22 protein-coding genes and 1 CRISPR repeat array are annotated in these 20,125 nt (G+C 66.2%); of the genes, 9 read left to right on the forward strand and 13 right to left on the reverse strand.

Annotated features, from left to right (window positions below):
• Positions 1-348: 348 nt before the first annotated feature.
• Together RA210_RS07585 and RA210_RS07590 are read right to left on the reverse strand one after the other, a co-directional pair.
• Complete coding sequence (locus RA210_RS07585) at positions 349-690, reverse strand: hypothetical protein (protein ID WP_136489194.1); 342 nt, start codon at positions 688-690, stop codon at positions 349-351.
• A gap of 86 nt (positions 691-776) precedes the next feature.
• Positions 777-1,628, reverse strand: a complete 852-nt coding sequence (locus RA210_RS07590) for a CAP domain-containing protein (RefSeq protein ID WP_136489195.1) — start codon at positions 1,626-1,628, stop codon at positions 777-779.
• 139 nt (positions 1,629-1,767) lie between these two features.
• Here RA210_RS07590 and RA210_RS07595 point away from each other — a divergent pair, with 139 nt between their 5' ends.
• The 4 genes from RA210_RS07595 (at position 1,768) to RA210_RS07605 (ending at position 4,950) form a co-directional block, all read left to right on the forward strand.
• Complete coding sequence (locus RA210_RS07595) at positions 1,768-2,169, forward strand: hypothetical protein (protein ID WP_201485965.1); 402 nt, start codon at positions 1,768-1,770, stop codon at positions 2,167-2,169.
• Positions 2,170-2,262: 93 nt separating this feature from the next.
• Positions 2,263-4,263 (forward strand): peptidase U32 family protein, encoded by a 2,001-nt coding sequence (locus RA210_RS07600; RefSeq protein ID WP_201485966.1) that lies wholly within the window; start codon positions 2,263-2,265, stop codon positions 4,261-4,263.
• Positions 4,264-4,448: 185 nt separating this feature from the next.
• Positions 4,449-4,577 (forward strand): hypothetical protein, encoded by a 129-nt coding sequence (locus RA210_RS21980; protein WP_256659003.1) that lies wholly within the window; start codon positions 4,449-4,451, stop codon positions 4,575-4,577.
• A gap of 91 nt (positions 4,578-4,668) precedes the next feature.
• Complete coding sequence (locus tag RA210_RS07605) at positions 4,669-4,950, forward strand: peptidylprolyl isomerase (protein WP_136489198.1); 282 nt, start codon at positions 4,669-4,671, stop codon at positions 4,948-4,950.
• Positions 4,951-5,012: 62 nt separating this feature from the next.
• Here RA210_RS07605 and RA210_RS07610 read toward each other — a convergent pair whose 3' ends face one another.
• Both RA210_RS07610 and RA210_RS07615 read right to left on the reverse strand, forming a co-directional pair.
• Positions 5,013-5,306: a cell division protein ZapA gene (locus RA210_RS07610; protein WP_136489199.1), complete on the reverse strand. Its 294-nt coding sequence runs from the start codon at positions 5,304-5,306 to the stop codon at positions 5,013-5,015.
• On the reverse strand, positions 5,303-5,530 hold the full coding sequence (locus RA210_RS07615) for a hypothetical protein (protein WP_136489200.1): 228 nt from the start codon (positions 5,528-5,530) through the stop codon (positions 5,303-5,305). Before RA210_RS07615 ends, RA210_RS07610 begins: the two co-directional genes overlap by 4 nt.
• A 172-nt stretch (positions 5,531-5,702) precedes the next feature.
• On the opposite strand from RA210_RS07615, the gene RA210_RS07620 reads away from it, so the two are divergent.
• Both RA210_RS07620 and RA210_RS07625 read left to right on the forward strand, forming a co-directional pair.
• Positions 5,703-6,404 (forward strand): YebC/PmpR family DNA-binding transcriptional regulator, encoded by a 702-nt coding sequence (locus tag RA210_RS07620; protein WP_201485967.1) that lies wholly within the window; start codon positions 5,703-5,705, stop codon positions 6,402-6,404.
• Positions 6,405-6,450: 46 nt separating this feature from the next.
• Positions 6,451-6,870 (forward strand): GNAT family N-acetyltransferase, encoded by a 420-nt coding sequence (locus RA210_RS07625; RefSeq protein WP_201485968.1) that lies wholly within the window; start codon positions 6,451-6,453, stop codon positions 6,868-6,870.
• 33 nt (positions 6,871-6,903) lie between these two features.
• On the opposite strand, the gene RA210_RS07630 is transcribed toward RA210_RS07625, so the two are convergent.
• Together RA210_RS07630 and RA210_RS07635 are read right to left on the reverse strand one after the other, a co-directional pair.
• The gene (locus RA210_RS07630) at positions 6,904-7,452 is read right to left on the reverse strand and encodes a hypothetical protein (protein ID WP_136489203.1); all 549 of its coding nucleotides are present in this window, start codon (positions 7,450-7,452) and stop codon (positions 6,904-6,906) included.
• Positions 7,453-7,678: 226 nt separating this feature from the next.
• Positions 7,679-8,356, reverse strand: a complete 678-nt coding sequence (locus RA210_RS07635; protein ID WP_136489204.1) for a DUF2076 domain-containing protein — start codon at positions 8,354-8,356, stop codon at positions 7,679-7,681.
• A gap of 268 nt (positions 8,357-8,624) precedes the next feature.
• Between RA210_RS07635 and RA210_RS07640 the strand changes: the two genes are divergently transcribed.
• From RA210_RS07640 to RA210_RS07650, 3 genes are all read left to right on the forward strand, one after another.
• A complete protein-coding gene (locus tag RA210_RS07640; protein ID WP_136489205.1) occupies positions 8,625-8,969 on the forward strand; it encodes a zinc ribbon domain-containing protein YjdM in 345 nt (114 codons plus the stop codon).
• Positions 8,970-9,166: 197 nt separating this feature from the next.
• Positions 9,167-9,565 (forward strand): DUF3597 domain-containing protein, encoded by a 399-nt coding sequence (locus tag RA210_RS07645; RefSeq protein WP_136489206.1) that lies wholly within the window; start codon positions 9,167-9,169, stop codon positions 9,563-9,565.
• Positions 9,566-9,706: 141 nt separating this feature from the next.
• Positions 9,707-9,940 carry a hypothetical protein gene (locus tag RA210_RS07650; protein WP_136489207.1) on the forward strand — a complete coding sequence of 78 codons (234 nt, stop codon included), beginning with the start codon at positions 9,707-9,709 and terminating at the stop codon, positions 9,938-9,940.
• A 142-nt stretch (positions 9,941-10,082) separates the two neighbouring features.
• A CRISPR array of direct repeats spans positions 10,083-12,112; the repeat unit is 32 nt; unit sequence GTTTCAATCCACGCGCCCGCATGAGGCGCGAC.
• A 181-nt stretch (positions 12,113-12,293) separates the two neighbouring features.
• Here the strand turns inward: RA210_RS07650 and cas2 are convergent.
• Genes cas2 through RA210_RS07685 form a run of 7 tightly spaced genes read right to left on the reverse strand, consistent with a single transcriptional unit; the run spans position 12,294 to position 19,941 of the window.
• Complete coding sequence (cas2, locus tag RA210_RS07655) at positions 12,294-12,581, reverse strand: CRISPR-associated endonuclease Cas2 (protein ID WP_136489208.1); 288 nt, start codon at positions 12,579-12,581, stop codon at positions 12,294-12,296.
• Positions 12,582-12,591: 10 nt separating this feature from the next.
• Positions 12,592-13,632, reverse strand: a complete 1,041-nt coding sequence (cas1c, locus tag RA210_RS07660; protein ID WP_136489209.1) for a type I-C CRISPR-associated endonuclease Cas1c — start codon at positions 13,630-13,632, stop codon at positions 12,592-12,594.
• 3 nt (positions 13,633-13,635) lie between these two features.
• Positions 13,636-14,262, reverse strand: a complete 627-nt coding sequence (gene cas4, locus RA210_RS07665; RefSeq protein ID WP_136489210.1) for a CRISPR-associated protein Cas4 — start codon at positions 14,260-14,262, stop codon at positions 13,636-13,638.
• Positions 14,263-14,278: 16 nt separating this feature from the next.
• The gene (gene cas7c, locus RA210_RS07670) at positions 14,279-15,163 is read right to left on the reverse strand and encodes a type I-C CRISPR-associated protein Cas7/Csd2 (protein WP_136489211.1); all 885 of its coding nucleotides are present in this window, start codon (positions 15,161-15,163) and stop codon (positions 14,279-14,281) included.
• Positions 15,160-17,013, reverse strand: a complete 1,854-nt coding sequence (gene cas8c, locus RA210_RS07675) for a type I-C CRISPR-associated protein Cas8c/Csd1 (protein ID WP_201485969.1) — start codon at positions 17,011-17,013, stop codon at positions 15,160-15,162. The genes cas7c and cas8c overlap by 4 nt, the downstream gene beginning before the upstream one ends.
• Positions 17,010-17,684, reverse strand: coding sequence for a type I-C CRISPR-associated protein Cas5c (gene cas5c, locus RA210_RS07680; RefSeq protein ID WP_201485970.1), 675 nt, complete (start codon positions 17,682-17,684; stop codon positions 17,010-17,012). The genes cas8c and cas5c overlap by 4 nt, the downstream gene beginning before the upstream one ends.
• 34 nt (positions 17,685-17,718) lie before the next feature.
• Positions 17,719-19,941, reverse strand: coding sequence for a CRISPR-associated endonuclease Cas3'' (locus RA210_RS07685; protein ID WP_201485971.1), 2,223 nt, complete (start codon positions 19,939-19,941; stop codon positions 17,719-17,721).
• Positions 19,942-20,125 lie beyond the last annotated feature (184 nt).

Consider the following 20,125-nt stretch of genomic DNA (forward strand, 5'->3'; position numbering starts at 1 on the left):
TTTATCGTTCTCGGTCCGGTCGGGGGGAGATCCCTGACGGGCAACTCCTCTCCAAAAGAATCTGTTTGCTGCGCCTCCACCCTGTTGTTCTTGTTGTTATGGAGTCGTTACGTCTTGTTTTTGTTGTGTTGGTTCAGCGTTGTTGTTTTTGTTGTGCCAGAGATAAAGCAGGTGCCGTGCCAACTTTTGAAATCCCTTTAAAATCAATGACTTATCCATTTCAGGCGCACCCGCGGGGCTGCCGGTGACGGCCAATCGGTTACCCGCCGACCCAGGCGGCGTTACGCCGGCACCGGTGCGGTAACACCCGCGCCCCCACCCTCCCCAGCCGCGTCCGTGGCCGGCTCGCTACATCAGCGCGTCGATCAGCACCGCGTTGGTATAGATCAGGCTGCCGTCGCTGGCGCGATGGCCGACCAGGTGGAACTGGCCGCGCTGGTCCTCCTTGCGCAGGTAGACGCGCAGCTGGCAGTCGGACAGCGGCCCGCATTCCGGTGGGGTGACCAGCTCCAGGGTGGCGAGGTCGACGTCCAGCAGCTCCTCGGCTGCACCGCTGCGCTGCAGGCGCTCTTCGGCCTGCTCGAGCTTCACGCGCTGGTCGCCGCCGATGTAGAAGTGGATCAGCCCCATGGGCACGGATTTCTCGGCGGGACTGGGCTTGCACCAGCTCTCGATCTCGAAACTGCTCATCGCGGTTCCTCCCCTGTGGTGTGGAAGTCCGCCCTTGAGCATAGCCAAGCGGACGGCATTCTCCCGTCCGCTCGACGGCGCGTCGCTCAGGGCGCGCCGAACAGCGCGGTCCAGTAGATTCCCGCATCGCTCTTCGGGTCGATCGCGTAGGCCGCGCCCAGCTCGCGGTACTGCGGGTTCATCAGGGTGGCGCAGTGGCCGGGGCTGGCCAGCCAGCCGTCGACCACCTTGCGCGCGCTGTCCTGCGCGGCGGCGATGTTCTCGCCGATCAGCCCGCCGCCGTAGCCGGCCAGCTCGGCACGGTCGCTCGGGGTGCGGCCGTCGCGGTCGCGGTGGGCGAAGAAGTTGCCGTTGGCCATGGCCCGGCTGTGGGTTTCCGCCACGCTGCCCAGGGTGGCGTTCCAGGCCAGCGGCGCCGCCGCGGCGAAGGTCTGGCCGCCGCACTGGCGGGCCTGGGCGCGGGCGGCGTTGATGCCGTCGAGCAGCTTCTGCCCTTCCGCCTGCCAGTCGCCCATGCGCCCGGCCAGCAGCGGCCGCGCCAGCACGATGCGCCAGTCGCGGCCCGCGCGGCTGACGCCGATATCGACGAACTGCGGGTCCAGCAGCACCTGACAGTAGCTGGCCTGCAGCGCCGTCATGACCGCCTGGGCGTCGCGCGGCCCGGACAGGCTGATGGCCTGGGCGGTCACCATCTGGTAGTCGGTGCGGGTCAGCGCCTGCTGCAGGTCGCCCACGGCGCCGGCCGGCAGGATCAGCCGCGGATCGGCCACCAGCGGCGGCAGCTCCTCGGACACCTGGTTGGCACAGCGCTGCACCTGGCCGCGGTAGGCGTTGATCGACTCGAGCAACTGCGACTCTTCGCTCGCCCCGGCAGCGGCGGCGAACAGCACTCCCAGCGGCACCGCGGCAAGCCGCAGCACGGACGAAGCAATGGGCATGGAAACCTCCTTGGTCGGACTGCCGCCATGATGCGCGATTGCGGCCCCGTTGCGCACGCCCGCCCGGGAAGGCGGCTGGCCGGGGCGCGCAGGGCGCGGCAGCTGTGCGCCTGCCGGCGGCGCGGCTATGATCGGACTCATGAGCACTCCGCCGCCACTCCGCCAGCCCTGCCCGCCCGGTGTCTGCATCTGCAGGCACCGCGAGCTGCTGGACGATCCGCACGGCGACCTGCGCATCCTGCTGCTGACCCGCCACGAGGAAAGGCGCCTGCTGGAGCGGCTGGAGAACATCCGGGAGCTGGCCGACCTGGAGCGCCTGCAGCGGCGCATGTACGAGCAGCTGGGCATCCGCCTGACCGTCGCGCCCGGCCACAACGAGGTGCGCAGCATGCGCGGCATCACCATCCGCCTCGCCGAACAGGCGGGGCTGTGCCGCAGGACCCGCCGCGCCATTCCGGCGGCGATCCGCCGCGCCTTGGAGGCACGCCCGGAAATCGCCTTCCGCCTGCTCGACTCCTTCGACCTGCTGGGTGACGCCTGACCGCCGCTGCCCCGGCCATCACGCCAGCGATCCAAACGCGTCCCGGGCCGCTACAATGCACGGCTTGTTTCGTTGCGCTCGCGAGCCCGCCCCATGTCCCTGCCCAAACACCACCTGGAACTGCTCAGCCCCGCGCGGGATGTCACCATCGCCCGGGAGGCCATCCTGCATGGCGCCGACGCCGTGTACATCGGCGGCCCCAGTTTCGGTGCGCGGCACAATGCCGAGAACAGCGTGGCGGATATCGCCGAGCTGGTGAAGTTCGCCCACCTGTTCCATGCGCGGGTGTTCGTCACCCTCAACACCATCCTCCACGATGACGAGCTGGAACCGGCGCGCACGCTGATCCACCAGTTGTACGACGCCGGCGTCGACGCGCTGATCGTGCAGGACATGGGCATCATGGAGCTGGATATCCCGCCCATCGAGATCCACGCCAGCACGCAGACCGACATCCGCAGCCTGGAGAAGGCGAAGTTCCTCGCCGACGCCGGCTTCTCCCAGCTGGTGCTGGCCCGCGAGCTGAACCTGCAGGAAATCCGCCAGATCAGCGACAGCGTCGACGCCACGGTGGAGTTCTTCATCCACGGCGCGCTGTGCGTGGCCTTCTCCGGGCAGTGCTACATCTCCCACGCGCAGACCGGGCGCAGCGCCAACCGCGGCGACTGCTCGCAGGCCTGCCGCCTGCCCTACACCCTCAAGGACGAGAGCGGCGCGGTGGTGGCCTACGAGAAGCACCTGCTGTCGATGAAGGACAACAACCAGAGCGCCAACCTGCGCGCGCTGATCGACGCCGGCGTGCGCTCGTTCAAGATCGAGGGGCGCTACAAGGATGTCAGCTACGTCAAGAACATCACCGCCTACTACCGCCAGCGCCTCGACGAGATCCTCGAGGAGCGCCCGGAACTGGCCCGCGCGTCCAGCGGCCGCACCGAGCACTTCTTCGTCCCCGACCCCGAGCGCACCTTCCACCGCGGCAGTACCGACTACTTCGTCAACGACCGCCTGGCCGACATCGGCGCCTTCGACTCGCCGAAGTTCACCGGCCTGCCGGTCGGCGAGGTGCTCAAGGTCGGCAAGCGCGACCTGATCGCCAGCACCAGCGACCCGCTGTCCAACGGCGACGGCCTCAACGTGCTGGTCAAGCGCGAGGTGGTGGGCTTCCGCGCCAGCGTGGTCGAGCTGCTCAGGCAGTTCGAGGAGAACGGCGAGCCGCGCTGGCAGTACCGCGTCGAGCCCAACGAGATGCCGGAAGAACTGAAGCGCCTGCGTCCGAACCATCCGCTCAACCGCAACCTCGATCACAACTGGCAGCAGGCGCTGCTGAAGACCTCCGCCGAGCGGCGCGTCGGCGTGAGCTGGCAGGCCACGCTGAGTGCCGGGCGCGTCACCCTGACCGCCACCAGCGAGGAAGGCGTGAGCGCCTCGGCCAGCCTGGACGGCGCCTTCGGGGCGGCCAACAAGCCGGAGCAGGCGCTGGAGCAGCTGCGCGACCTGCTCGGGCAGCTGGGCACCACCATCTACCATGCCGATGCCGTGGAGATCGACGCGCCCGCGATGCCGTTCGTGCCCAACTCGCAGCTCAAGGCCCTGCGCCGCGAGGTGATCGAGGCGCTGACCGCCGCGCGCATCGCCGCCCACCGCAAGGGCTTCCGCAAGCCGGTCAGCGTGCCGCCGCCGGTCTACCCGGAGTCGCACCTGAGCTTCCTCGCCAACGTCTACAACGAGAAGGCGCGCGCCTTCTACCAGCGCTTCGGCGTGCAGCTGATCGACGCGGCCTACGAGGCCCACGAGGAGACCGGCGAGGTGCCGGTGATGATCACCAAGCACTGCCTGCGCTTCTCCTTCAATCTGTGCCCGAAGCAGGCCAAGGGTTACACCGGCGTGCGCAACAAGGTCGCGCCCATGCAGCTGGTGCACGGCGACGAGGTGCTGACCCTGAAGTTCGACTGCAAGCCGTGCGAGATGCACGTGATCGGCAAGATCAAGGGCCACATCCTCAACCTGCCGCAGCCGGGCAGCCAGGCGAGCATCGTCGCCGAGATCAGCCCCGAGGACCTGCTCAAGACCATCAGGCGGCAGCCGCTGCACTGACCCCGGCAACGACCGCGCCGCTATCGGCGTGGGGCATGACGAACGGTGGACAAGCCTGGCTTGTCCACCGTTCGTCGTTTCTGGCCCGCGATCTGGCGCCGCGGGACTGCTGGCCGCGCCGGCTACCCGGCAGCCGGCGCATCCGCGCACTAGACTTGAGACGTCACTCCCCGGAGATCGCCGTCATGAGCAAGAGTCACGAAACCCACAAGGAAGGCCGCAAGAAGCCGCAGAAGAGCGCCCAGGAAAAACGCCAGGCCAAGCGCGTCAAGAAGTCCGGCGGCACCCTGCTGGGCAGCCACGCGGCGCCCTGAGCCATGCCATGCCCCGGCGTCGCACGCCGGGGCCGCTTGCATGCGCGCCGCGATCCGGTAGGCTGGACGGCCAATCACTGGAGGAATCCCCATGGCCCGAGCCACTGCCCGTCACATCCTGGTTTCCAGCGAAGCCAAGTGCCTTGAACTGAAAGCCGCCATCGAAGCCGGCGCCGACTTCGCCCAGGTCGCCCGCGACAACTCCACCTGCCCGTCCGGCCGCGACGGCGGCAACCTCGGCTCGTTCGGCCGCGGCCAGATGGTCAAGGAGTTCGACAGCGTGGTGTTCAGCGCACCGCTCAACGTGGTGCAAGGTCCGGTGAAGACCCAGTTCGGCTACCACCTGCTGGAAGTCACCAGCCGCCAGGACTGATCCCCGCGCACAAGCAAAAGGGGCTGCCCGATGGCAGCCCCTTTTGCATTGTCCGGCGTAAATCAGGCCGTACCGTCGCCCTGCAGCTGCCGGGCGATGCGTTGCGCCAGCGCGGCGAGGCGTTCCTCGGCCTCACGCTGCTCCGCCTCCTGCCTGAGCAGCGGCACGCACAGGTTCAGCGCCGTGAGCACCAGCAGCTCATGGCTGCCGGCGCGCGGGAAGCGCTGCTGGTTCTGGTCGAGCTGCTCCTGCAGCCTGGCCGCAGCCTGCTCGAGGATCGCCTCCTCGCCGGCCGGCGCCCTGACCGGGTAGCCGATCCCGAGGATCTTCAGGACACGGACGCCACTCTCGCTCATGCGGCGCTACTGGCACCGGCGCGCTGGATCAGCGCCTGCAGGCGGGCCAGGGTGGCGGCCTGCTGCTCTTCCTGCTCCAGCGCGGCCATCTGCAGGTTCTCGTTTTCTTCGCGGGCCTGGCGCAGCTGCTGCTCGAGCTGCTGGCAGCTGGCGCTCAGGGTCTGGTTCTGTTGCAGCAGATCGGCCACAAGGCCTTCGAGTTGCGCAAGGGTGGTTTCAAGCATGGGAACGCTCCGAGGGCTCGTGAATGGCGGCAGAGGATAGTTAAAAGCCCCGCCCCTCACAACCGCCGGACGCTGTGCGACAGGTGCCGGCGAGCGCCCGAGCCGCTAGAATCGGCCACTTCCCGTTCCCGGGCCGGCCCGGGGACCCAACCCTCGCAGCGAGAGAACCGACATGGGCGCCCAGTGGAAAGCCAAACCGAAAGAAGCCGCCGCCAACGCCAGGGGCAAGATCTTCGGCAAGCTGGTGAAGGAAATCATGATTGCCGCGCGCAACGGCGCCGACCCGGACATGAACCCCAAGCTGCGCCTGGCCGTGTATCAGGCCAAGAAGGCGTCGATGCCCAAGGACACCCTGGAGCGCGCGATCAAGAAGGGCGCCGGCCTGTCCGGCGAGGTGGTCAACTACGAGCGCACCGTCTATGAAGGCTTCGCCCCGCACCGCGTGCCGGTGATCGTCGAGTGCCTGACCGACAACCTCAACCGCACCGTGGCGGAAATCCGCGTGCTGTTCCGCAAGGGCCAACTGGGCACCACCGGTTCGGTGAGCTGGGACTTCGACTACCTGGGCATGATCGAGGCGACCCCGGAAGGCGACGCCGACCCGGAACTGGCCGCCATCGAGGCCGGCGCCCAGGACTTCGAGGCGGCCGAGGAAGGCGCCACCCTGTTCTACACCGAGCCGACCGACCTCGACGCGGTGTGCAAGGCGCTGCCGGAGTTCGGTTTCACCGTGCAGTCGGCCAACCTCGGCTACAAGGCGAAGAACCCGGTGAGCCTGTCCGGCACCGAGCTGGAGGAAGTCGAGGCCTTCCTCGAGGCGCTCGACAACCACGACGACGTGCAGAACGTCTACGTCGGCCTCAACGCCGAGTGACGCCCTGCCAGCAGTGTACCGCCGCCCGGCGGTGCACTCCGTCGCCATGACCGAACTGCAATTCGCGCCGCTGGCGCCGCCGCTCAAGCCGCTGCTGGACAAGTTCTACCGCGCCCATCGCTCGTCGATGCGCGCCCCCAACGGCGCCCGGGTATGGGTGGCGCGCCGCCAGGAAATCCTCGCCGCGCTGTGCCTGACCGCCGTCGACGACGGGCACTGGCTGACCGGGCTGCTGGTGGCGCCGGGCGAGCGCCGCCACGGCCTGGCCAGCCGGCTGGTCGAGCAGGCACTGGCGCGCACCCCGGGGCCGGTGTGGCTGTTCTGCCACCCGGATCTGGTCGGTTTCTACCAACGCCTGGACTTCGCACCGGCAACCCGGCTGCCAGCGGCTCTGGCCGAGCGCCTGGCGCGCTACCAGCGCAGCAAGGCGCTGGTGGCCCTGGCGTCCCCCGAGGCGAGGACCTGACCGGGAAAAGGCACGCGACGGGCGGAGTCCGGCTCAGTACCTGCCCATCTCGATGCTCTGCTCGCCAAGCAGGCGCGACTCCTCGCCGGCCGCCCTGGCCTTGTACACGGCCTTCACAGTGGCGTAATAGCTGTGTCCGCGCCCGCCCGAACAGGGCGGCAGGTAGGCGCCACCCTTGCCACGCAGCCAGCCCTGGTGCTTCTGCTCGACGAACATGCCGGCCGGCAGGTCGAGGCTTTCCCCGGCGACCGAGGGGATGGTCGCACTGGCCTGCCCCGGAGACAGCCACAAGCCCAGCTTGCCGTGGCCACCGTGATCCATCAGGAAATAACTGCGGTCGCTGAACTCGACGATCAGCGCATTGGCGCCGGCCGGAATGTTGCCGACCCGCAACAGCGGAGTCGAACCGTGGCCACCAGCCCACAGGCAGCGCTGTCCGGCTGGGACCGTCTGACCATCCCACAGCGGGTCAACCAAGGCCACCTGCAACCTGGCCGGACGTTCCACTGGCGCATAGCCCGACGACGCGCAACCGCCCAGCAGGCTCAGGCCAGCCAGCACCAGCAGGATCGACTTCTTCATTGGCATTCCTCGCATGCTCGCCCCGGACAGCTGACAGCCGGACCACCGCAGCGGGGCAGCCAAGGCAGCAGCGGACCGACTGTTTTTACCACTTGGGGCAAGGTCTCTGCAGCTGGCGCCAGGGGGGATCGGCGCCGTGCACGATCGAGGGCGTCATGCGCAAGGATTGCATACGGGTTTCCCGCGCCGCAGCACGGGAAACCTCAGGCAGGGAACGCCGGCAGGATCAGACGAAATCCTCGTCGTCGCCACCACCGAAGAAGTCGCCACCGAAGAAACCGCCATCGGCTTCTTCCGCGGCCGGGGCTTCTTCCGCCACCTGCGGCTGCTCGGCCGGCGCCGCCTCGGCCACCTTCTCCGCCTCGTCGCCCTGGAACATGTCCATCAGCATGTTGCCCAGCACCATGCCGCCGGCCACGCCGGCCGCGGTCTGCAGGGCGCCGGACATGAAGCCGCCACCCTGCGCCGGCATGCCGCGCTGGCCGAAGGCGGACTGCTGGGCAAAGCCCGGCTGCTGGCCGAAACGGCTGGCACCGGCCGGCTCGTGCCAGCCGGAGCGCGCCGGCTGGGCGCTGACCGGGGCACTGGCCGCCGGCTGCTGCGGCTGGGAGCGACCGCCGAACAGGCCGGAGAGGAAACCGCCGCTGCTCTGCTGCGGCTGGCTCTGGACCTGCCTGAGGCTCTCGACCTGTGCCTCCAGCTCCTTGACGCGAGCGTCGAGCTGCTGGATGGCGTTCTCCTGCACGATGATCGCCTGCGCCATGTAATAGGGTGCCGCCGGCTGGCGGGCGATGTGCTCGTTGATCAGCGCCTCGGCCTGGGCTTCGCGCGGGGCGGATTGCCCCTCCACGGTACGCAGGCGGGTGAACAGACCGTCGATCAGGTTCTTCTCTTCAGCGTGCATGCTTGTCTCTTCAGTGGTTGCAGCAAGATAGGCGCATCTTCTGAATCGCCCCGGACGATGTCAAAAGCGAGCTATTGCAAGAGTTTTCCTCACCGCCGCCACTGCGTTGCCGGCGACGCCTGCATGACCAGAGGTCATGCGCGAGGCGAGCCGCCGCGGCCGGCCAGGCGGGGCTCGGATCGGCGCCATCTGCCACACGGTTTACCGCCGCGGGAGCAAAACCTTATATAATCCACGGCCTTTCACTGTCCGAACATGAGGATCATTCATGAGCACTCTGCCGCCCTGCCCCAAATGCAGCTCCGAATACACCTACGAGGACGGTCCGTCGCTGATCTGCCCGGAGTGCGGCCACGAGTGGTCCGCGCTGGCCGGCGGCGAAGCCCAGGCCGAGGGCGAGAAGGTGATCCGCGACTCGGTGGGCAACGTCCTCGCCGACGGCGACACCGTCACCGTGATCAAGGACCTCAAGGTCAAGGGCTCCTCGCTGGTGGTCAAGGTCGGCACCAAGGTCAAGGGCATCCGCCTGTGCGACGGCGACCACGACATCGACTGCAAGATCGACGGCATCGGCGCCATGAAGCTTAAGTCCGAGTTCGTCAAGAAGGTCTGACCCCTGCGGTTTCCCGCGCTCCGGCGCGGGCCTCCCGCCCCGGCCACAGGGGCTGGCATGGGCGAGATGCGCAGGCACCGTGGTCCGGCGCCCATCGTGGATGCCGGCCTGCGGTTCCGAGGCGTGCCCTGCCGGCGCGCGCGGATGTCGTGGTCTATGCTCCCTGCGCCCCTTCCCCACAGCAGGAGAGCACCGCCATGGGTCTGTTCAGCACGATTCTGGAAAAGCTCGGCCTTGGCGCCAAGGCGCAGGCCGCACCGGCACCGCCAGGCGCACCGGCAGGCGGAACCGCCCCCGGTCCGGTAGCCGAAGGCGGCGCGACGCCGGCCATGCCGCTGGTCGATGTGGTGGCCCGACTGGAAGGTCTGGCCGCCGCTCATCCGGAAAGGCTCGACTGGAAGGTCTCCATCGTCGACCTGCTCAAGCTGCTCGGCCTCGACAGCAGCCTGGCCGCGCGCAAGGAACTGGCCAGCGAACTGGGCTGCCCGGCGGACAAGATGGGCGACTCGGCGCAGATGAACATGTGGCTGCACAAGACCGTGCTGCAGAAGCTGGCCGCCAACGGCGGCAACGTGCCGAAGGAACTGCTGGACTGAAGCACCGTGCGTCGACCTGCCGCCGCACGGCGGCGGGCGACCGCAGCGGAGGGCACGGCAGACGCATCACGACCGGGTATAATGCGTGCCGCACCGAGGTCTGGCCGACCAGAGCCTCCCCAACGCCGAACCGGATACACCATGTCGAAGACCAACACCCCCGACACCCATGCACCCTGCGAAGCCCAGCCGACCGGCACCGAAGCCGGCCAGAGCGGCGGCATCCCCGCCTTCCGCTTCCCCTTCTCGCCGGAAACCTACGCTCCGAAGCAGGACGACGGTCAGCCCTGGCACCAGCGCAACAACAAGTGCAACCACGACAAACGCCCGGGCATGGCCCCGCGCGGTACGCGGCGGTCGATGGGAAAGCGCTAACCACAAGAAGTACCGACTGCCCTGATAAAGATCAACTCCAAGAGTGCCTTCCTAACGCGGCCTTGAGCAATTCGTTCGCAAATCCTGTGCTTCAATCGGGGAGCAAAGCCAATCAGCTGCACGGTGGCGCGGACTACTGCCTGTTTCAATCCGCGCAGCCGCGTGGGGCGCGACACGGTGCAGCCGCTGCCGCATTGGCCGTCAATCGTTTCAATCCACGCGCCCGCGTGAGGCGCGACCAGGCAGGGGCCTGCTAGTGGAATTGGGCGCTCCAGTTTCAATCCACGCGCCCGCATGAGGCGCGACGGCTGGTTCTCGGCCTGACCCTCGGCGTGCTGGCCGTTTCAATCCACGCGCCCGCATGAGGCGCGACCTCCATGCCGATGCCCTCGAGCAGCGGGCCGAGGTCGTTTCAATCCACGCGCCCGCATGAGGCGCGACGGGCGGCCTTGAGCAGCTCGCGCAGATCCTGGTGGTTTCAATCCACGCGCCCGCATGAGGCGCGACGCTGGGAGCGCGACCTGGCCGGCAAGATCCAGGCGTTTCAATCCACGCGCCCGCATGAGGCGCGACTGTTGTACCTCCTCGAGACGACGGGGCAGATGCAAGTTTCAATCCACGCGCCCGCATGAGGCGCGACGAAACGCATTCCACGCCGTCCTGACCCCAGGCGCGGTTTCAATCCACGCGCCCGCATGAGGCGCGACGCTGCGCCGCCCTCGCCCACTCTGGAGCCAACCATGTTTCAATCCACGCGCCCGCATGAGGCGCGACTTTGCGTGCGAACCAGAGTGCGAACCTTCTGCGTGCGTTTCAATCCACGCGCCCGCATGAGGCGCGACCTCCGGCCTGCAGGAGCAGACGCAGGTGGAGCAGAGGTTTCAATCCACGCGCCCGCATGAGGCGCGACGGTTGTTGGGCAATTGAAATTTGGTACGATCCGAAGTTTCAATCCACGCGCCCGCATGAGGCGCGACAGGTGGTTCTGTTGTGTTCAAACTCACAGAGGGCGTTTCAATCCACGCGCCCGCATGAGGCGCGACGATCCCAGCCGCCCAGGTACAGCCGGAAGGACTGCAGTTTCAATCCACGCGCCCGCATGAGGCGCGACGTCCACAGCGTCGCATAGCCCTGGGCGATGATCAGTTTCAATCCACGCGCCCGCATGAGGCGCGACTCGGGTTTGTGACGCCATCCAGCGTCATGCTAACCGTTTCAATCCACGCGCCCGCATGAGGCGCGACTGGCCTGTGGGGCAACACCCTCATCATCAAGATGCCGTTTCAATCCACGCGCCCGCATGAGGCGCGACGGATGGTCTGATTGATCGTCGGCGCGTACTCGGTGTTTCAATCCACGCGCCCGCATGAGGCGCGACACCATTGGGGCCGGCAGCAAAGGAGAAACGACCATGTTTCAATCCACGCGCCCGCATGAGGCGCGACCGCCTTCGGCAGCCAGGCGGCGCTCGATGGTGTTGTTTCAATCCACGCGCCCGCATGAGGCGCGACATCACGCACATCCCGACCCCTTCATGGTTGAAGCGTTTCAATCCACGCGCCCGCATGAGGCGCGACTATCGCCGGGCTGCGGGTCGAGGATGACCGCATTGGTTTCAATCCACGCGCCCGCATGAGGCGCGACTTGCCGCCGACGATGCCGGTGCCGACTCCGCCGGCGTTTCAATCCACGCGCCCGCATGAGGCGCGACACAGGTCCGGTGGCATCACCCTTGAGGATTACCAGTTTCAATCCACGCGCCCGCATGAGGCGCGACATGCACTGATGAGCTTCGACCGCATGGCCATCTGGTTTCAATCCACGCGCCCGCATGAGGCGCGACGGACACGGCGCCGAGGGTGCTCAGTTGTTCGTTGTTTCAATCCACGCGCCCGCATGAGGCGCGACCGGCGCCGATGATCTTGCGACCGAGCCCCGCGATGTTTCAATCCACGCGCCCGCATGAGGCGCGACGTCGGTGGTGGACTTGTGGTTGGTGAAGGCATCGTTTCAATCCACGCGCCCGCATGAGGCGCGACATTTCGTGGTGCGTTGCACCTACTACGCCAGGGAGGTTTCAATCCACGCGCCCGCATGAGGCGCGACCTTCGACTTGAGTGGCCATAGATCACCGCTGGCGGTTTCAATCCACGCGCCCGCATGAGGCGCGACCACGTTCTTATAACTCATTGATTCAATTAAGAAAACCAGCGTGGATTCGCGAACCGCCAAAACACTTCGCGCAATCAAGATCCTTCATCCACAGACCATCGAAAAACATCAATGAATTCAAATTGTTAAATAGCTGCGAACCTGCCGGGGATTCGCCGGTCGCTTGGGGTTCGCAAAGGCTTCAGAGGATCAAGGGACCATTTAGGTCGAGCACCGGCTTTGCCCCGACATGCTCCACGCGGGACTGCCAGTTCCGCCCCAGATAGTAGAAGCGCAGGCTGTCGACTTCCGGATCGATCAGGTCGCACAGGCGCTGTTTGAGAAAGGCCCATTGCGCCGGATCGACTTCGATCTCGAATACCGAGTACTGCGCTCGTTGCCCGTAGTCCAGACAAGCCCGCGCAACCCTTCGCAAACGCCGGGCGCCGTCTCCTTCGGTGCTGACGTCATAGCTCACCAGAACCATCATGCCCGGCACCTCACTTCCACAGAAACGGTGGGTAGGCGTCCAGATCGCCGCGCAGATGGCGCGCCAGCAACTGGGCCTGGATGAACATGAACATCCCCACAGGGGCCTGCTCTTCGAGGAAGGCATGCCGCAACTCTTCCCGCTTGCGCTCCTGATAGGCTGTCAGCACCAGTCGCCGCGCATCGTCTTTCAGCAGCACGGCCCCATTGTCCAGCGTGCGGAAATCGCCGACTGACACTTGCCTGCGGTTGATCAGGGACAACGCCAGGCGGTCAGCCAGCACTGGGCGAAACTCCTCGACCAGATCCAGCGCCAGACTTGGCCGGCCCGGGCGGTCACGGTGCAGGTAGCCGACGGCCGGATCGAGCCCGACGGTTTCCAGCGCCGAGCGGCAGTCGTGGGTCAGCAAGGTATAGAGAAACGACAGCAAGGCGTTCACCGCATCCAGCGGCGGTCTGCGCGTACGTCCGGAAAAGCGGAATGCTGGCCCCGGGATGCGGATCAGGTGATCGAAAACACCGAAGTAGGCCTGCGCCGCCTCGCCCTCGAGACCACGCAGCACATCCGACTCACGCACCGACAACAGTTTCTCGGCAATACGCGCCAGACGCTTGTGCGCGAAGCTCAAGGCGCCGCGTTCCTCCTCGTCCAGCTTGCTGCCATGATCGCGCAAAGCACGCCCGATGACGGCACGCTGGTTGTGCACCTTGCCCACCAGCAGGTTGGCCACGATCGGAGCACAGCGCTGTGGATCGTCGCTGCGCCGATACTGTTCGCGGCGCAGCAGCACGTTGCCGGACACCGGCCCCTCGACGCGCGCCAGGAACTTGCCGTTGGGCGTCAGGTAACTGATGGTGATGCCCTGCTCGGCGCAGTAGCCCAGCAACGGCGGCGAAACCAGAACTCGTCCGATGCACACCAGACTCTCCAGCATATGCACGGGGATGCGCCCGCGTATTTCCCCCTCGATCTCCATGACGATATTGGCGCCGTCCTTGCGCAGCCAGGCGCCTTCCGAGGTGACATAGAGCGTGTTGAGCTGCCGTCGCATGCTTCAATCCTTGATCTGTTGGCGCAACCAGTTATCGACCGCCTCTTTGCGCCCCAGCAGACGCGGCTGGCACAGGTCGATCAGCGAACAGGCATCGCAACGCCGTGGCTGATATTCGGCCAGCGGCGTGCGCCCGCTCTCGATCAGCGTGCGCGTGGCGGCGATGGTAGTCCGCGTCAGCTCGCGCAAGGCCGTATCGAACAGCACCTGGCGCCGCCGTCGGGTCTTGCCGTAGAACAACGCGCCCTCCGGCACCGACTGCCCCAGCATCGCCTCCAGACACAGTGCCTGGGCGCACAGCTGAACCTCGTCGGCACGATGCGCCTTGGGACGTCCGCGCTTGTATTCGACGGGAAAGGCTCGTTCCACACCATCCTCTGTGTGGAACTCCACCACATCGGCAACCCCGACGATGCCTAGCCGCAGCTCCACCAGCGGCATCGCCGTCACCGTGCGAACGCCCCGGCGCCGCTCGCTGCCGGGCTGGTCGGCACGCTCGTGGAGCAGGCGGCCTTCCGCCGTCTGGCGGTTCTCGGCCCAGAGGCGCTCGACATGGATCAGGGCGCACTGCCGCGGGCAGTACAGGTAGTGCTGGAGAGCGGACAGCGGTATCAGATCGTCGTCATCCATGTCCGCACTCCCCGGCTCAGATGTACTCGCGCACACTGACGCCGACCGGCACGGACTCGGCATCCACGCTGATGCGGTAATCGGCAAAACTGCGGGCCGGCGTATCCGCCTCGCCCTCCACCCGCTCGGCCTTGACCAGCTCGAACAGCTTGTGGGCGGGCGCATTGCCCATCGCGCATTCGTGCTTGAACACGATGAGCCGGCGTGCGGCCATTTCGCCGCGAGCCGCCGAGCGATCGTGCTCGAACATGTTGCCGAGCGCACGCCAGAGCAATTCGAGGTCGGCGTCGGAGAAACCGGTGCGCTCGGCCAGCTTGGCGGAGATGAAGCCGTGGGCGCGGTACAGGCCGTAGGGGATGATGTGCTTGCGGCCCATGGTGCGTTCCTTCTCGAGATCCTTCTCGTTGGTGACCGCCATGCGGGTGATCGATACCTCCAGCGGCACGACCGGGTCGACCGAGGTGGCGAAGGCCATCTGGATCGGACCGCGCACCTGTCCGGCATTGATTTCGGTGGTCATCACCGCACCGAAAGCGCGGACATCGAAGAAGTTTCGGCACATCCATGCCGTCAACTCGCGCGCCTTAGCCTCATCCTTGGGCAGTTTCTTCGGCTCCGGCTCGATCTTCAGCGCCTCGTAGGCCTGCTTGTGCTGGTTGTTCAGCACCGACTTTTCCTGCATGTAGATGACATAGCCCGCCTCGGGCTTACCCTCCGCATCGGATTTCTCCAGCGCCACATAGTTGCGGATCTTGCGCTTGAGGCAGACGTCGGTGACCAGCCCCTGGTTGGTCTCCGGATCGAGCCGCGGCAGATTGCCGGCATCCGGGTCGCCATTGGGGTTGCCGTTGGTGACATCGAAGAAATAGACGAACTCGTAACGGTTGGTGATGGCGGTCATTCCTGCTCTCCTTGCGCGGTGGATTCGGCGTGTGCGTCTTCTGCCTTGTCGGCATGGCTGAAGCGGGCCTGGGACTGGTGGTAGTAGCCGATGGCGAAGCGCCCCTGATCCTCCAGGCGCAGGCTGCGCGGGAAATGGCTCTGCAGGCCATCGATGATTTCACCGATATCGCGCTCCAGGTTCACGGCCAGCCCCGGCCTTTCCTTGCGCAGCTTGGCCAGGTGGTTCTGGGTGTTGCGCAGCAGCATCGGGAACACCGTCGCTGGCGTGGCCGATGCCGCGCCGTAGTAGCGGTCGCGGATAGTGGCGTTGACCTGACCGCCCAACGCCGCCCGCTGGGCGCCTTCCAGCACGGCGAACAGGCGCCCCAGGCGATAACCCGGATTGCTGGCTTCCTTGTCGAGACTCATGGGTAGTTCCTCGTTGATTCCCTTGACGCCCAGGCGCAGGTCGCGCGCCAGGACGGCCTTGCACAGCGCAACCCGCACGCCGGAGATGTCCCCGTCGGCGCGCATGCGCATGATCACGTTGTTCAGCAGGCTGCGCGGGTAGCGGCTGCCGGTCAGGATGGCGCGGGTCATTTCACCTGAGATCTTTGCAATTCGCTTGTCCTGCAAAAGGTCATAGATGCTTTTCCCGTCTCGCTCTCCAGCAGGTAACAACTCCAAACACAGTCGCAGTAATTTGGGCTCTATTCGCCATGGCCGCGGCTCGATGGCCAGATCCCGGAAGTGCTCGGCCAGCCGGCGGGCAAAAAAACCGAGACTGCCGGCCTCCCAGAAGCGGATCGACAGCCGCGATGCATTGGGCGCCAATCCCAGCACATACATGCGCGTCCCCTCCTCCAATTGAGGGTCGAGCTCGCGCATCGGGCGACCACTGGCCACGGCATTCAGGACCAGCCGCAACTTCTCGGCCTCGGAGTCGTCGTCGGCCGGCGGATCGAACATGCTCCACAGCAGGTTCTCGGCGGCAGCGGCCTCGCCTGCGGAGTCGGCCTCGGCCCAGAACACCACGCTGGCATCGCCGATCTGCAGGCGCTGGTGGTTGTGCTCGTCACGGCGCAGCAGGTGGTTGAGCACCGTGGTGTAGGCAAAGGCTGCCTGCTTAGAAACCGGGGCATTCTCACCCTGGCTCTTTCGATACGATGAGAAGGCATCTTTATTGAAGGAGACGATTGAGGCTCCAGAATCCTGAGCGCCACTCACTCCCTTAACCGGGTTATGCACAAGCGCCAGTGGATGCGCTCCCCCCGTAACCAGACACATGCCCTGACGACTTTCACCATCAGCCTGCATCCCCGCCCAGATGTCTCGTGCAACCGGCGACTCGTGCAAATACTGGCGCTGCCCATCGAGGCGAAACACCAGGTTGCCGTCGAGCATCTCCTCGCGGAACAGCGGTGGCTGGAACCTTTCCGGCGACCAGTTCTCCAGAAATTGCAACAATGCCTGCAGCCCGACATCGTCGACGTTGGCCAATGCTTTCTGGTGCAGTTCCCGGAATGCCTGATGTTCGGCCGGCCTGGTTTCAACTGCCGACTTACCGTCGGCCTTGCCTTCCTTGCTCAGCTTGGCGTCAGCCACGCCCAGCACATAGCTGGTCTTATCCCAGAGGAAGTTGGACCTCACCCCCGAAGTTCGCTTCCCATCAAACTTAGGGACATCGAGCATCTTGGGCTGCGTCTTCTTGCCATCCTGCTCGCGAATGTCCTGCACATCGACCAGTTCGCCCTGCGCAGACAGCACCAACACGAAGCCGATCTTTTCCTGGCTGTAGCCGAACGGGGAAATTTCCGCGCCCTGCGCCAGCAACCGTTGGTAATAGCCGTTGAGCGCCGCGAGGATCATGCCTTGACCTCCACACCGGTAAACGGCGGCACATCGATCACGCCGTCGCGCATGAACGCGCGGAAGAAGTGCGGAGTCATCTGGTTAGCGAAGTCGATGTCGTGCAGCATCCAGCCCAGATCCCGCTCGCCAAGCAGATCGGCATGCGGCTCCGGCTGGCTGCTGTCCTCTTCGATCAGCTCGAAACAGGCGGGAAACTCGCGCACGCCCAGGCACGGCGCATGGAAACACTGTCCCTTGCGGGCACGCCGGTTGAAGATGTCCAGGTGCTTGCCTTCCGAGTCACAGGCCTCGGCTCGCGGCGTCAGCTCGAAGTGCGCTTCGATCACGTAGGCTACATCGCGCAGTACCGTGGCCGCCCGCTGCTGACGGTCGTCTTCGATCAGACTGACCAGCCCGTCGGTGCGCCCGGCCTTCATCGCCTTGGTGACGCTGGCTGCCGACAGCTTGCCGCCGACCTCGTTGCGCCGGATCGATTCGAAGCGGATCGGCTTGAGCACACGGATGCGATCCACCACCCAGCGGATCGCCGGCTTCCAGTGGATGGCTTCGAGAATGCCCCGCGCCGCCGACGGCGTGATGACGTCGTAGGAGACGCGCTCAACCTTCATCTCCGGCCGGGTGAAGCAGGCGCGCTCGCCCCAGACCAACAAGCGAATTCCGTAGGCCATTGGCCCTCCTTTTCCAGATATGCCTGCGTCCCAATCACCAGCACAGCCTTTCGCTGCTGACGAACACCGGATTGTCCCAGTGCAACCCAAAGGACTCGTGATACAGGTCAGAGTTGACCAGTTGCATGAACTGCTCGCCATAGCGCTCGCTGGCGACCGGCTGGATGGCCCCTGCGTTGTACAGGGCGTCGTAGCCCTGGCGGGGCAACTGCACGACATAGGGCTGCAGACGCCGGGCCAAGTCACCGCAGCCCTCGGCAAAGGGCAGCGCCCGCAGGGCATCGCGGGCCTCGTCGTCCCACGGGACGATGACCGGCTGCTGCACGCTGTCGATCATGCGGAACTCGCGCGCCAGCGTCTCGAACGGCAGGCCCTCCAGCCGGCCGCGCTCGATCAGCCCCAGCAGGTCGGCCTTGTCCAGCTCGCGCTCGCCCTTCTGCCAGTACAACTGCAGGAAGTAGCGGGTGATGGCGGCCTGGCCCAGCGGGTCGTCCGGATGCTGGCGCAGCACCTCGCGGGCCGCCTGGGCGAACTGCACAAGCTCCCGCGGTGGCGCCCATTCCTCGTTTTCCGTGGAGAACACCAGCACCTCGCTGGCTTCGGTTGGCCGGCGGCCTTCGCGGTTGCAGCGCCCGGCCGCCTGGGCGATGGAGTCCAGGCCGGCTTCGGCACGTAGCACGGTCGGGAAGTCGACATCCACGCCGGCCTCGATCAGCGAGGTGGCGACCAGCCGACAGGGCAGTCCGTCCCTGAGCCGCTGGCGCACTTCCGCCAGCACCTGGCTGCGGTGCCGGGCGCACATCAACGTCGTCAGGTGGCGCGCGCCCTCTGCCTCGGCGATAGACTCGTATAGCGCACGGGCATGGCGGCGGTTGTTGACGATGCACAGCACCTGTTCGCGCTCGCTCAGGTGCCGTTGCAGCTCGGCGTCGCTCAGCCGCCCGGCCGACTTGACCCGCACCCGCTCCAGCTCGCGGAACAGCCGTTGCGGCTCGGGCGCCAGCTCGCGCACGTTCTGCAGGCCGCCCTTGAAATCCGGCGCCGTCAGGGCCGGCTGGGTCGCCGTGCACAGCACCGGACTGCAGCGGTAGTTCAGCGCCAGCTCATCGATGGCCGCGACGCAGGGGCGCAGCAGCTTGAGCGGCAGGGTCTGCGCCTCATCGAGCACGATCACGCTGCCGGCGATGTTGTGCAGCTTGCGGCAGCGTGACGGGCGGTCGGCGAACAGGCTCTCGAAGAACTGCACCGCGGTGGTGACCACGATGGGGAAGTCCCAGTTCTCCATCGCCAGGCGCAGCTTGTCGCGCGCCTGCAGAGCCTTCGACTGATCGTCGACGAAGGCGCTGTGATGCTCCAGCACCGCCTGCTCGCCCCACTCGCCCAGCGCGCGGCGGAAGACCGCGGCGTTCTGCTCGACGATACTGGTGAAGGGAATCACGTAGATAACCCGGCGCAGGCCGTGGCGAATGGCGTGGTCCAGCGCGAAGGCCAGCGAGGCGAGGGTCTTGCCGCCGCCAGTGGGCACCGTCAGGGTGAACAGTCCGGGGGCGAGTTCGGCCCGGCTGCGCACGCCGGCCAGGATCTCCGCACGCAGGCGGTTGACCGGCGTATCGGCCTCGAAGCCAGCCAGATGCGTATCGAGCGCGGCACGCAGCGTGCGCAGATCGGGATGTCCGGCTGCCCGTCTGGACGCTCGTCCTTCGAGCCGCGCATAGAAAGCCTCGGTATCGAGAAAGTCGGCATCGACCAGGCAGGAAAACAGCATGCGGCCCAGAAAAGCCAGCTGGAAGAAGTGGCGCTCGCGGCGTTGGCGCAAGGCCGGTGGTTTCAGTGTCGACTTTTCAGGCAGCGCGATTTCCGTCTGCCAGTGGTTCAGCAAAGCCGGCAGCTCTATACCTCGCAGACGATCACGCAGTGCCGTGCGCTGCCCGGTCTCGCTGCCGTTGGCCAGTCCGGCATGGTGCCCGGCAATTGCGTAGGCCAGCAGCAGACCCAGGGGGCCGTAACGCTCGACCGCCTGAATGGCGCCATGGGTGGCGTGATCGACCCGCAGCAGGTCGCCGGCAATCCTGCGCTGGAATTCGTCGCTGTACTTGCCGAGGTCATGCAGCAGACCGGCGACTTCGGCCATGGACTCGCCACCGAATGCCGCGGCCTTGCCAGCGGCCAGTTGCCCCACCGCCTGGAGGTGGTCGGAGAGCAACTGCCAGTCACTGCGGTCAGGGGTGGCCGTGGAATGGGCGAAAAACTGCGGCATGGGGAAAATCCTGGTTCTTCGCGGGATCGTGGGGAAGAGCGGATTGACAGACAGGGAAGCAGGTAAATTGGCAGTCGCCAAACACACCAACGCCTGCCCCCTGCTGTCACCGTGCATCCTATTGATCTTGCTGCTTTCTGGCCAGGCTACGACGTTGTAGCCTGCAGCCATTCCGTCGAAAAAA

Origin of the sequence: Pseudomonas sp. OF001 (assembly GCF_904426495.1) — a bacterium.
Classification (GTDB): domain Bacteria; phylum Pseudomonadota; class Gammaproteobacteria; order Pseudomonadales; family Pseudomonadaceae; genus Geopseudomonas.